Genomic DNA, 11,672 nt, shown 5'->3' with positions numbered 1-11,672 from the left:
GAGGCAATTCTCTCAAATCGACGGGCTCGGGGGCGAATGGGGGCACAGCGGGGCGGGGACCGGTCACCGCGGGTCGACGACCTCGGCGGTGTCGCGGTGGAGCGCGGAGATCCGCAGGTAGGACTCGGCGTTGCGGCGCACCTTCTCCATTCCCTCCGCCGACAGCTCACGGCGGACCTTCCCCGGCATCCCGGCGACGAGGGACCGGGGAGGGATCTCGGCATCCTCGAGGATGAGGGCGCCGGCGGCGATGAGGGATTCCGACCCGATGCGGGCGCCGTTGAGGAGCGTCGAGTGCATCCCGATGAGGACGTCGTCCTCGACGACGGCCCCGTGGACGAGGGCCTGGTGGCCGATGGAGACCCTGGCCCCGATGACCACGGGGCGGCCCTCGTCGGTGTGCATGACGGTGTTGTCCTGGACGTTCGAGTCCTCACCGATCGTGATCGGAGCCGATTCGGCCCGCAGCACGCAGCCGTAGAAGACGCTCGCCCCGGCCTTGACGTGGACGTTGCCGACGAGCGTGGCGCCGGCGGCGATGAACGCCCCGGGATCGATCTGCGGTGTGTGCCCTGCCACGCTGATGATGCGGGCGGACAAGTGATCGTCGTTGGTCATGAGCCCTCCGTAAGAGTCGTCCCGGGTCCTGCCGCCCGTGCCGGGCGGTGCCGGACATCGTCATTCTATCCGCCGTCTCACCATGGCGGATGCGGCATCATCCGATTTGCGTCGGGGACCCCGGTAGCAGGACAATGGGCGGTTCGTTTGTCAGTTATTTCACACTGCCATACCCTTGTGCCCCTATGTCGCTTATGTGAACCTTGACTGAGAGAGTTGCGCCCGCCGACTGCGGCGCACCGAGGTCATTTCACCACCGTCGAAAGGTCACCATGGATTGGCGACACCGTGCCGCATGCCTCAACGAGGATCCGGAACTGTTCTTCCCCATCGGAAACACCGGTCCGGCCCTCCTGCAGATCGAGGAGGCCAAGACCGTCTGTCGCCGCTGTGAAGTCGCAGAGACCTGCCTGCAGTGGGCCCTGGAGACCGGCCAGGATGCCGGCGTCTGGGGCGGACTGAGCGAAGACGAGCGCCGCGCCCTCAAGCGCCGTGCGGCGCGAGCCCGCCGGGCGGGCTGAGGACCTTCGACCTCGGACAGAGCGCACCCCGAACTGGACCTGAGCTGCCGGACGATCATCGATCCCGGCAGCTCAGTCGTCTCCGCACCCCAGTCATGGGCACCTCAGTCGTAGGTGTCATCGCGCAGCGGCACGTCGAGGACGGCGACGGTGCCCCCGCCCTCGCGTTCGCGCCACTGGATCGACCCGGCCAGGTCCGCCGAGACGAGGGTGCGCACGATCTGGGTGCCCAGCCCGTTGCCGGGGCTCTGGGACTCCCCCAGTCCGACGCCGTCGTCGGCGATCGTCACGTGGAGATGGTCGCCGTTGCGCTCCGGGGTCACCCACACATGCCCGTCGAGCGTCTCCCCCGGTGCCAGCCTCTCCTGCTCCGAGACGGGGAAGCCGTGCTCGATCGCGTTCGTGATGAGTTCGGTGATCGCCAGCGCCAGTGACGTCGCATCCGCCGAGGAGATCGTGCCGAAGCTGCCGCAGCGCTTGAGTGTGATGTGGACGAGGGGGCTGGTCAGCTCGGGGGTCAGGCGCAGTCCCTTGTCGACGACTTCGTCGAAGTCGACCTCCGACTCCACGCCCTGGCTGAGCACGTCGTGGACGACGGCGATGATCGAGACCCGGCGCATCGCCTCGGAGAGCGCGGCCTTCGCCGCCGGTTCGTCGATCCGTCGGGTCTGCAGCCGCAGCAGCGCCGAGACCGTCTGGAGATTGTTCTTGACCCGGTGGTGCATCTCCTTGATCATCGCATCGCGCGACTGGAGCTCCCGCTTGCGCCTGCGCATCTCCGACACGTCGCGGGCGAGCACGATGGCCCCCGTGCGCGTCCCCCGATCGGTGAGCGGGATCGCCCGCAGGGACACGCTCATCCGGCCCACCTCGAGCTCGGTCCGCCAGGGCGCGCGGCCGGTGAGCACGAGAGGCAGCGTCTCGTCGACCTGACGCAGGTCGTCGGTGAGGCTCGAGACCACCTCGGCGAGGTAGGCTCCCTCGATCTCGCCCGCATGGCCGAGGCGATGGACGAGGGACACCGCGTTCGGTGACGCGTACTCGACATGGGAGTCGCGGTCGAGGATGAGGATCCCGTCGCCGACCCGGGGGTCACCGTGCCGGGCGCCGGTCGGCGCGTCCCGGTCGGGGAACGCGCCCTGGGCGATCATCCCCAGCAGCGTCAGGGCGGCCTGCCGGTAATGCCTCTCCAGCCGGGAGGAGCCGCGGCGGCGGACCTCCTCCGAGTAACGGACGAGGATCGCGATCGTCTGGCCCCGCCGCACGAGGGGAACGGCCTCGGCCGTGACCGCCGTGTCGTCGGTGGCGGCGTTGACGCCCATGCTCCTGGCCTCCGCGACCGTGGAGACGAGGTCGTCGGCGTCCATGGCGGAGTCGAGGAGTTCGCGTTCGAGCCCGGTCGCGCGGGCGCCGAGGAGGTCGCGGTTGAACACGCTCGCCCCGGTCGTGGGGCGGGCGTGGGCGGCGACCGTGTAGGTCCCGCCCGTCGAGGGCACCCACAGCACGAGGTCGGCGAAGGACAGGTCGGCGATGAGCTGCCAGTCCCCCACCAGCAGGTGGATGTACTCGACGTCGGATTCATCGGTGATGCCCTCGGCGGCGAGGAGTTCCCCGAGCATCAGGCGCTGTGCTCGGATTCCCAGTCCGAGGACCGCACGACTCCGCGCATCATGCGCAGGAGCACAGACAGCGGCGCCTGGGTGACCGTGTCGAGGCCGAGGACGGTGTCGATCGTGTCGAGGACGCGCACCGCGGCGGTCTCGTTGCGCTCGAGCCATTCGGCCAGCCGCTCGTCGGCGCGCTCCTCCGGGGTCCCGGCCACCGGCGACTCGGTCGCCGAGACGACGGAGCCGGCGACGGAGAGGATCGCGGAGTAGAAGTCGTCGCGCAGGGAACCGCGGGCGAGTGCCGACCACCGGTCGCTGCGGTCGAGGCCGCCGATGAGGGAGAGCACCTGCGAGCCGGAGAACTTGTCGTTGACCGCGTAGTAGACCTCGGCGATGTCCTGGGCCGACTCGCTCGACCGCGAGGCGAGCTGGGCGATGTCGAGGAGCGCGAACTCGTCGAGCAGCGCCGCCGCCCGCCAGGCCAGCTCGGAGGGCACGCCCTCGTCGATGTACTCCTGTGCGGTCGCGGCCATCACCTCGGCGTCGTAGCCGCGCACGAGCTCGGGGACGCGGGAGCGCAGGGCCTTGACCACCCGTCCGTACTTCTCGATCCCCGAGTCGACGTCGAGGGTGTCCGGGGCCTGTTGGACCAGCCACCGCGAGGAGCGGTCGAGCAGGCGCACGTAGTCGTGCTGGAGTCTGACCTGCACCTCGGTGGGCACGACGTTGTCGAGGGCGCACACCGCGTCGAAGAACTCGTCGAGCTCGAAGATCTCGGACACGACGACGAACACGCGCGCGATCTGCGGCACCGAGGCCGGGGTCTCCTCGAGCATCCGGTAGACGTAGGTCAGTCCGCCGCGGTCGACCATCCGGTTGACGAGCTTCGTCGTCGCGATCTCCCGGTGGAGCGGGTGCTCGGGGATGAGCTCCCCGAACCGCGAGACGAGGGCGTCGGGGAAGTAGGAGGCGAGCTCCCGGTTCATCCAGTCCTCATCGGGCACCTCGCTGGCGAGGATCTCGTCGGCGGCGTGCATCTTCGCATAGGCGAGGAGCACCGCCAGCTCCGGGGAGACGTAGTAGGGGAACTCTCGCTTGGCGAGCTCGTCGGCGTTGGGGAGGAACTCGACGACGCGGTCGAGCTCGGCATGCCTCTCGAGGTAGCCGAGCATCCGCCCGTACGTGCCCGACATCGCCCGCGTCTGGGCCCGGGCCTCGCCGAGGACGACGTTCTGGGCGTAGTTGTTCGACAGCACCCGTTCGGCCACCTCGTCGGTGAAGGACAGGAGCACCTTCTCCCGGTCGGCGGCGGAGAACACGCCCTTGTTGAGGAGCGTGCGCAGCAGCAGCTTGATGTTGACCTCGTGGTCAGAGCTGTCGACGCCCGCCGAGTTGTCGACGGCGTCGGTGTTGATCGCCACACCGTGCAGCGCGGCCTCGACCCGTCCGAGCTGAGTGACGCCGAGGTTGCCGCCCTCGCCGACGACCCGGCAGCGGAGCTCGCTGCCGTCGATGCGGATCGGGTCGTTGGCCTTGTCCCCGACATCGCCGTGGGATTCGTCTCCGGACTTGATGTAGGTGCCGATCCCGCCGTTGTAGAGCAGGTCGACGGGGGCCCTGAGGATCTCGGACATGAGCTGGGCCGGACTGCGACCGCCGGGTTCGACGCCGAGCGCCGCAGCGGCCTCCGGGCTGAGGTCGATCGACTTCGCCGACCGGGGGAAGACTCCGCCGCCCGCCGAGATCAGGCTGCGGTCGTAGTCCTGCCAGCTCGAGCGCGGCAGGTCGAAGAGCCGCTGCCGTTCGGTGTAGCCGGCTGCCGCGTCCGGGTTCGGATCGAGGAAGATGTCGCGGTGGTCGAAGGCGGCGACGAGGCGGATGTGCTCACTGCGCAGCATCCCGTTGCCGAACACGTCCCCGCTCATGTCCCCGATGCCGACGACGGTGAAGTCGTCCTTCGCGGTGTTGACGCCGAGTTCCCGGAAGTGCCGCTCCACGGACTTCCAGGCGCCGCGGGAGGTGATCGCCATCTTCTTGTGGTCGTAGCCGACGGAGCCGCCCGAGGCGAAGGCATCGCCGAGCCAGAATCCGCGGCGTTCGGCGATCGCGTTGGCGACGTCGGAGAACCGTGCGGTCCCTTTGTCTGCGGCGACGACGAGGTAGTAGTCGTCGCCGTCATGGCGCACGACACGATCGGGGTGGACGACCTCCTGCGCGCCCTCGGCGTAGACGAGATTGTCCGCGACCTCGAGCAGGCTCTCGATGAACACCTCGTAGGCGGCCTGACCGGCGGCCATCCAGGCGTCCCTGTCGCTCATCGGGGGCAGCTGCTTGGGGAAGAACCCGCCCTTCGCACCCGTGGGCACGATGAGCGCGTTCTTGACCATCTGCGCCTTGACCAGCCCGAGCACCTCGGTGCGGAAGTCGTCGCGACGATCCGACCAGCGCAGCCCCCCGCGGGCGACGGTGCCGAAGCGCAGGTGCACGCCCTCGACCTGTGGCGAGTAGACCCACATCTCCAGGGCCGGGCGGGGCTTGGGGACGAAGTTGAGCTCGTTCGCGCGGATCTTGAGCACGAGGGCCGTCGGCAGCTCGCCGGAGCCGTTGATGTAGTAGTTCGTCCGCACGGTCGCGCGCAGCAGCTCGAGGGAGGAGCGCAGCACCCGGTCGGCGTCGAGGCTGGCGACCTCGGTGAGTGCGGACTCGATCGACCGATTGAGCTCGGCCATCGTGTCCTCTCGGGTGGAGTCGTCGACGTCCGGGTCGAACTTCGCGGCGAAGTAGTCGACGAGCAGACCCGAGATCACCGGGTTGGCGCTGTAGACCTCGCCGACGTAGGCGTCGGAGTACGTGAAACCGGCCTGCCGCAGGTACTTCCCGAGGGCGCGGATGATCGTCACGCTCTTCCAGTCGAGGCCGGAGACGATGAGGCGGTCGAAGACCCCCGCCTCCTTCCTGCCCTCCCAGCCGGCCATGAAGGCCTGCGAGATCCGCTCGTAGTCCGCGTCGTCGAGCTCCTCGTCGAAGCGCAGCCCGAAGTCGTAGATGTAGCGATGGGTGCCGTCGGGCAGGTCGAGCTCATGGGGTCGCTCGTCGAGGACGGTGGCGCCGAACGCGGTGAGGAACGGCAGCACCTCCGACAGGCCGATCCGGTCACTGCGGTAGAGGGCCAGGCGCACCGAGGCGTCGTCATCGTCACCGGGCCGGTAGAGGTGGACGATGGGTCCCCCGCCTCCGTCGAGCGCCTCGAACCGCGTGATGTCGGCAACCGCCTCGGCCGGGGTGTGGTACTCCTTGTAGCTGGGCGGGAACGCCCGGGCCCACTTGTTCGCGCGGGCGATCGAGTTGCCCGTGTCCCACTTCTCGGTCGGGGCGAGGAACGCGTGGACGTCCTCGGACCAGGAACGCACCGCACCGATGATCCGGTTGCGCACGGCGTCCTCGTCGATGTCGGGCAGCTCGCCGGAGCGGGAGACGCGCGCGACGAAGTGGATGCGGGCGAGTGCGGACTCCGACAGGAGCACGTCGAAGTCGACGCTGTCGGCGTGGTAGAAGCCGCGCAGCACCTCCTGCACCCGGACCCGGGCGCCCGTGTCGTAGAGGTCGCGCGGCAGGTAGAGGATGACCGAGACGAATCGCTGATAGGGATCGCGGCGGATGAAGACGCGGGTCTGGCGCCTCTCCTGCATGTCGACGATCTGCATGACGATGTCGAAGATCGCCTCGGTGCGATCGTGCATGAGGTCGTCGCGGGGATAGGTCTCGAGGATGCCGAGCAGCTCATTGGCCGAGTGGGAGCCGGCGGGGAATCCGCTGGCGGAGAGGATCCTGCGGACCTTGCGGCTGATGATCGGGATGTTGAGCACGCTGTCGTTGTAGAACTCGGGCTTGAACAGGCCGACGAACCGACGCTCGCCGACGATCTGCCCCGCCTCGTCGAAGGTCTTCACGCCGATGTAGTCCATGAACGAGCCGCGGATGACCCGTGACCGGGAGTTGGCCTTCGTCAGCACGAGGACGTGGGGTTCGAGCGCCTTCGCCGCGACCGCCTGGCCCAGCTTCGACTTCGTCAGCGGACGCAGCGCGGAGATGCCGAGCGAGGTGTGCTCGATGGGCTCGAGCTCGCTCGTCTCCCCCGAGTGCGAGTAGTCGTATTCCCGGTAGCCGAGGAACGTGAAGTGGCCGTCGAGCCAGTCGAGGAGCTCGGCGGCCGACTCGGCCTCTCCGGCCAGCTCCGGACGCGGAGGTCGGCTCCGCAGCTGGGCGGCGATCTCCCGGGCGCGGTCGGCCATCGCCGAGGCGTCGCCGGAGGCGGCGCCGACGTAGGAGAGCACCGTGCGCAGCCGCTCCTCGATCCCGGCGAGCTCGTCCTCGGGGACGCGGTCGATCTCGATCCGGATCCATGACTGCTGCACGGGACCGTCGGCATCGGAGACAGCGGTCTCCCCGACCATCGGCAGACCCGCGGTGTCGGCGGACACGGCGGGCGCCTCGGCGCGGGAGAGGATGCTCAGCTGCGAGCCCTGTCCCTCGACGGCGAGGATGGGATGGTGGACGAGGCGGATGGCGTGGCCGTTCGAGGCCAGGTCATTGACCACCGAGGCGACGAGGTGCGGCATGTCGGCGAGCACCATGGCGATGACGGTGTGGTTGCCGAGGAACTCCGGCGAGTCGACCGGGGGGTTGTCGATCGAGATGACCGGCGTCGTGCCGTCGTACTCGAGGCCCAGAGCGTAGTGGCGTGCGGCGGCCGCGGCGAGGGCGCGGGCGTCGGTCTCGGGAGCTCCCGGCTCGAATCGCGGGAAGTAGGCTTCGATGAAGTTCGCCGGGGCCGCTTGCCCCTTGAGCTTCCTCCACTCTTCTGCAATCTCCGAATATGAGACCTGAGACACCATGTCACCCTCTATGTTCAACGCGTTGCTGTCCGTGCGATCCCGTCGGGATCACCACCACCAACACTATGCTCAAAAGCGGGGAAAGGCACGCCGGGAGGCCTGGCCGCCGCTCCCCCGCGCGACTGGCAGACTGGGACCATGCGAACTGTGACACTCGAGCGTGAGACGACGATCGACCGATCGTCGTTCCTGACGCGGCTGACCGACGTCTCCCTGTGGGAATCGCTGGGATCGCACGCCCGCCTCGAACGTCTCGACGTCGACACCGAGGTGACCGTCCGGACGCCGATGTCGGTGTCCGACCTGCCGGCGGCTCTCGCCTCTCGCCTGCCCAGCGGCGCGGAACTCGTCGAGACCTATGTCGTGCCCGGCGAAGCCGTCGGTGAGGCGAGCGAGGTCCGGATGTCGGCTCGCGCCGCAGGTGTCCCGGTCGAGATCGATGCGCTCATCGACGTGCGCGACGCGGTGCCGGACGCCGCCTCGGGGACCGCGGTCACCGTGCGGGCGGAGATCAGCTCGTCGATCCCGATCTTCGGCTCGATGGTCGAATCCGCCGTCGCGCCGGTGCTCGAGAGGAAGCTCGCCGAGAGGCTCGCCGCGTTCACGGCTGCCTGAGGCCGGCCACGGCTCACGGATCCCGGTTCACGGCTCGCGGATCCGGGGCATGTCCGATCAATGCCCGAGGAGGTCGGGCAGCTCCGTGACGTCGTACCAGAGCAGGTCCGACTCGCCGAGGCGATCCTCGGCCGCTTCGGTCCCCTCCGCCTCCGCGAGGGCCACCGCCTGCTCCCAGACCTCGGGTTCGTCGACGTGGATGCTGACGATCCGCGCGGGGTCGACGGCGTCGAGGCGAAGCAGGTCGAATCCCTCGATGAGCGTCACGTGACCGGTCGTCTCCGCGGCGTCGTAGGCGAGGACCGCCCGCGGCGAGCCCTCGGCAGCGGTCTCGGGACTCAGCGCCTCGGCCGCGGCGAGTCCCGCGGCGATGCACAGGGCGTCGAACTCCTCGGCCTCACCCTCCTCGCCGCGCAGGCCCCGCCCGCGGGCGTCGGGCGCGACGGCGTGGGCCGGGCCGAGTCCCCGGGCGAGCGCCGACAGGGTCGTGGGGATGTAGCAGCGAATGGCCATGTGCCCATCCTAGGACCTCGCGCCGCTGCGGCCCCAGAGCCGCGACCTCCTCCCGCTCCGACGCGCGCGCGTCCGTGCGGGCAGGAGCCCGGCGAGCGCATCGGCGTACTCGCGGCACAGCGGGGACTTCGGCGTCGCCTCATGGAGGGTCAGACCCCCGAGCATCGCGGCATCGAGGGCGGGACGGTCGTCGCTGAAGACGAAATCGGGGGTGACATCGGCGAAGCGCCCGAGCACCTCGCCGATGCGCTCCAGCGCCGGATGGCCCACCGCCTGGGCCCGGACCCGGGTGATGCCGATGCGCGTCTTCGCCCGCAGCGACTCCGCACGCTCGGTGCCGAGCAGCTTGACGAGGCGCTGCAGCCCGATCGGCTCGCCCGCGGCGAGGACGAGGACGAGGTCGCCGGCCTCGAGCGCCGCACGTGTCGCGCAGTGGCGATCGTAGAACGGGTCGGCGAAGTCGTCGTCGGGGTCGCAGCGATCGGAGACATCGACGACGACGAGGTCGTACATCGTCGCCAGCCGTCGAAGCACAGCGCTCAGTGTGCCCGCCCTCACCTCGGGCCACCGGTCGGCCCGGGTCAGTCCCGTGACCACGTGGAACCGCTCGGAGACCGCGGCGTGCGGGACGTCGGAGATCTCGTGGGGAGGATTCCTCTCCGCCTCCCGTCGGCACAGGCTCGCCAGGTGCGACGACTCCTCGGTGAGCCCGAGCACCGTCGCGACCGTGGCCGAGACGGTGTCGGCGTCGACGACGACCGTGCGGTGTCCCTGCCGGGCGGCGACATCGGCGAGGTTGACCGCGGTGACCGTGCGTCCCGGCGACGAGCCCGTCCCCCACACCGTGAGGATCCGGCCCGCCCCGCGATCCGGTCCGGGCGGTGCGCTCGGCCGCGGCGGGACGGCGAGCGAGTGGAGGACCTCGTCGAGGGCGGTGCGCATGGCCGCGACGTCGGCGTCCGATCCGATGCTGCGGAGCACCCCGAGCGAGGTCAGGGCCGCCGAGTCGTTGCCGAAACCGAGGACCTTGATCCCGGTCGCGGCGATCGCCGCGACGACGTCGGCGTCGAGTCCGGGGAAGTACTGGCCGACGATCGCGACGTCGGCGCTTCCCGTCCGGGCAAGGGCGAGCAGCTCGACGTCGTCGGCAGGCCGGGCGACGATCGTCACGTCGTCGACCGAGCTGAGGAGTTCGAAGAGGATGAGGTCGAGCTCGAAGTCGACGGCGAGCAGCACCTGGGTCATCGCCGCACCCCGCTCGCCGCTCCCGGCGCTCCGACGACGGAGAGGATGCTCGTGCCGTCGAGTGCGGACAGGAGTCCCGAGAGCTCGGCGGTGGGGACGAAGACCTCGATCCTCGCCCCGTCGCCGACCCCGAAGCTGCCCGTCTCCCTGGTGATGTGGGCGACGGGCGCCGAGGCGACGATCTGGGCCGGCTCCGCGGTGGCGTCCTCGAGTCCGTTCGACTCGGGCAGCGCCCACACGTCGACGAGGCTGCCGACGTCGACTCCGGTCGGCACGGAGCCGGCGACGTCGATCGCGACGACCCGCCCCGCCAACTCGTGGACGGGAACGAGCACCGAGGCGGGCAGCAGCTCACCGGGGGCGATGACGGTGCGCACGCTCGACCCCTCCGGGATCGGGGCCTCGGCCGAGACATAGCGCTCCCCGACGTCGGCGAGGTTCACCTCGGCGACGACGAGATCATCGGCCTCGAGCACCTGCCCGGGCACGAGTGAGCCGGCGCTGACCCAGACTCTCGTGGTCGAGGTCGCGGCGTCGACGAGGAGGAACGTTCCGACGATCGCGGCGACGACGAGCATCGCGCCGATGAGCAGCCGTGCATCCGTCCACCGGGGCCGGCGGATCCGTTTCGAGAGCTCCATTGCATCTCCTGGGAGACGAAGATTCCCCTGACAGGAACCACGTGGTAGTGATAGTATTGGGCATCAAACGAAGCCAAAGCAATGCTTTCGGCAAAAATCAGTTCGCCGGTGAAAGAGAAAGGTCTCTCATGGTCGTCGAAAACCGCTTCCTGCCCCTCACCGATGTGGCCGACCTGCTCAATGTCTCCATCGCCCAGGCACGGGCGCTCGTGCGCACCGGCGATCTCCGCGCCATCAAGGTCGGGGGCCGCGGCCAGTGGCGGGTCGAGAAATCGGAGATCGAAGCCTACATCCAGCGGATGTACGAACGGACCGAGCACGAGATCAAGTCCGGCTCCATCGACGACTGACCTCATCGCGAACCTCATGCGAACGGATCGACTGCGGCGATGACGAGGGCGATCGCTCCCAGTGGGACGATCCTCCCGGCGATCTCGAGGTAGTCGGCGGCGACCAGCTGCAGGTGCCCGCGCAGCGTGGTGCCCTCCTCGATGAGGACCACCGTGACCTCCTCCCGCAGGGCACCGAGGCGGCGCAGCGCCGAAGCCATGCCCAGGCGCTCGAGTCCGCCCTCCGCGATGACGTGGTGGCGGTCGGACGTGCGCAGCCACGCGATGCGGTCGGTCGCGACGATCGTCGTCTCCGTCCCGGTCACGACGAGGATCCCGGCCCCGAGGAAGGCGGCGGTGCCGACCACCTCCCGCCCCGCCGCCGTCAGCCGCACCGGTCGGCCCAGCGCTCCGCGCAGTCGTTCGCGCAGACTGCGCTCGGCGGACTGGGCGGCGAGCTCCTCGGCGAGCTCTCCCCGGCGGACATGACGCTCCAGGGCGGCGTGGCTCCCCTCGAGGTCGGTGAGCAGGGCATCGATCCTCTCATCCATAGCTGAAGCCTGCCCCACCCCCGACCCACTTTCAAGAGACTTCTCTGTCGCTTCACGCCGAGCAGCAGAACATCACTCGATGCGGAATCCGATCAGAATACTGCTGTTGACAGCAAACCGCATCAAAGCGCATAGTT

At 69.4% G+C, this 11,672-nt stretch carries 10 protein-coding genes; 3 read left to right on the top strand and 7 right to left on the bottom strand.

The features are described from left to right. Nucleotides 1-63: 63 nt before the first annotated feature. Complete coding sequence (locus DFO65_RS04870; protein ID WP_113903301.1) at nucleotides 64-618, bottom strand: gamma carbonic anhydrase family protein; 555 nt, start codon at nucleotides 616-618, stop codon at nucleotides 64-66. Nucleotides 619-890: 272 nt separating this feature from the next. Between DFO65_RS04870 and DFO65_RS04865 the strand changes: the two genes are divergently transcribed. Then, on the top strand, nucleotides 891-1,139 hold the full coding sequence (locus DFO65_RS04865; protein ID WP_113903300.1) for a WhiB family transcriptional regulator: 249 nt from the start codon (nucleotides 891-893) through the stop codon (nucleotides 1,137-1,139). A 104-nt stretch (nucleotides 1,140-1,243) separates the two neighbouring features. Here the strand turns inward: DFO65_RS04865 and DFO65_RS04860 are convergent, their stop codons facing one another. After that, nucleotides 1,244-2,758 carry a sensor histidine kinase gene (locus tag DFO65_RS04860; RefSeq protein ID WP_113903299.1) on the bottom strand — a complete coding sequence of 505 codons (1,515 nt, stop codon included), beginning with the start codon at nucleotides 2,756-2,758 and terminating at the stop codon, nucleotides 1,244-1,246. After that, a complete protein-coding gene (locus DFO65_RS04855; protein ID WP_113903298.1) occupies nucleotides 2,758-7,641 on the bottom strand; it encodes an NAD-glutamate dehydrogenase in 4,884 nt (1,627 codons plus the stop codon). The genes DFO65_RS04860 and DFO65_RS04855 overlap by 1 nt, the downstream gene beginning before the upstream one ends. 138 nt (nucleotides 7,642-7,779) lie before the next feature. Here DFO65_RS04855 and DFO65_RS04850 point away from each other — a divergent pair, with 138 nt between their 5' ends. Then, nucleotides 7,780-8,256 (top strand): DUF2505 family protein, encoded by a 477-nt coding sequence (locus tag DFO65_RS04850; RefSeq protein ID WP_113903297.1) that lies wholly within the window; start codon nucleotides 7,780-7,782, stop codon nucleotides 8,254-8,256. A gap of 57 nt (nucleotides 8,257-8,313) precedes the next feature. Here DFO65_RS04850 and DFO65_RS04845 read toward each other — a convergent pair whose 3' ends face one another. The 3 genes from DFO65_RS04845 to DFO65_RS04835 are packed head-to-tail and all read right to left on the bottom strand — an operon-like array spanning nucleotide 8,314 to nucleotide 10,655. Beyond that, the gene (locus DFO65_RS04845) at nucleotides 8,314-8,769 is read right to left on the bottom strand and encodes a DUF6912 family protein (protein WP_113903296.1); all 456 of its coding nucleotides are present in this window, start codon (nucleotides 8,767-8,769) and stop codon (nucleotides 8,314-8,316) included. A 9-nt stretch (nucleotides 8,770-8,778) separates the two neighbouring features. Then, nucleotides 8,779-10,014, bottom strand: a complete 1,236-nt coding sequence (locus tag DFO65_RS04840; RefSeq protein ID WP_113903295.1) for a CpaE/TadZ family protein — start codon at nucleotides 10,012-10,014, stop codon at nucleotides 8,779-8,781. Further along, nucleotides 10,011-10,655: a CpaB family protein gene (locus DFO65_RS04835; RefSeq protein ID WP_113903294.1), complete on the bottom strand. Its 645-nt coding sequence runs from the start codon at nucleotides 10,653-10,655 to the stop codon at nucleotides 10,011-10,013. The genes DFO65_RS04840 and DFO65_RS04835 overlap by 4 nt, the downstream gene beginning before the upstream one ends. A 128-nt stretch (nucleotides 10,656-10,783) precedes the next feature. Between DFO65_RS04835 and DFO65_RS04830 the strand changes: the two genes are divergently transcribed. Continuing rightward, nucleotides 10,784-11,005: a helix-turn-helix domain-containing protein gene (locus DFO65_RS04830; RefSeq protein WP_113903293.1), complete on the top strand. Its 222-nt coding sequence runs from the start codon at nucleotides 10,784-10,786 to the stop codon at nucleotides 11,003-11,005. A 14-nt stretch (nucleotides 11,006-11,019) separates the two neighbouring features. Here DFO65_RS04830 and DFO65_RS04825 read toward each other — a convergent pair whose 3' ends face one another. After that, nucleotides 11,020-11,535 carry a hypothetical protein gene (locus tag DFO65_RS04825; RefSeq protein ID WP_113903292.1) on the bottom strand — a complete coding sequence of 172 codons (516 nt, stop codon included), beginning with the start codon at nucleotides 11,533-11,535 and terminating at the stop codon, nucleotides 11,020-11,022. Nucleotides 11,536-11,672 lie beyond the last annotated feature (137 nt).

The organism is Brevibacterium sanguinis (assembly GCF_003315415.1).
Classification (GTDB): domain Bacteria; phylum Actinomycetota; class Actinomycetes; order Actinomycetales; family Brevibacteriaceae; genus Brevibacterium; species Brevibacterium celere_A.
The sequence above is the reverse complement of the archived record's forward strand: the minus strand, read 5'-3'. Positions and strand labels throughout refer to the sequence as shown.

Coding starts and splice junctions, on each gene's coding strand:
- DFO65_RS04870 (WP_113903301.1), bottom strand. CDS start 618: ATGACCAACGACGATCACTTGTCCGCCCGCATCATCAGCGTGGCAGGG.
- DFO65_RS04865 (WP_113903300.1), top strand. CDS start 891: ATGGATTGGCGACACCGTGCCGCATGCCTCAACGAGGATCCGGAACTG.
- DFO65_RS04860 (WP_113903299.1), bottom strand. CDS start 2,758: ATGCTCGGGGAACTCCTCGCCGCCGAGGGCATCACCGATGAATCCGAC.
- DFO65_RS04855 (WP_113903298.1), bottom strand. CDS start 7,641: ATGGTGTCTCAGGTCTCATATTCGGAGATTGCAGAAGAGTGGAGGAAG.
- DFO65_RS04850 (WP_113903297.1), top strand. CDS start 7,780: ATGCGAACTGTGACACTCGAGCGTGAGACGACGATCGACCGATCGTCG.
- DFO65_RS04845 (WP_113903296.1), bottom strand. CDS start 8,769: ATGGCCATTCGCTGCTACATCCCCACGACCCTGTCGGCGCTCGCCCGG.
- DFO65_RS04840 (WP_113903295.1), bottom strand. CDS start 10,014: ATGACCCAGGTGCTGCTCGCCGTCGACTTCGAGCTCGACCTCATCCTC.
- DFO65_RS04835 (WP_113903294.1), bottom strand. CDS start 10,655: ATGGAGCTCTCGAAACGGATCCGCCGGCCCCGGTGGACGGATGCACGG.
- DFO65_RS04830 (WP_113903293.1), top strand. CDS start 10,784: ATGGTCGTCGAAAACCGCTTCCTGCCCCTCACCGATGTGGCCGACCTG.
- DFO65_RS04825 (WP_113903292.1), bottom strand. CDS start 11,535: ATGGATGAGAGGATCGATGCCCTGCTCACCGACCTCGAGGGGAGCCAC.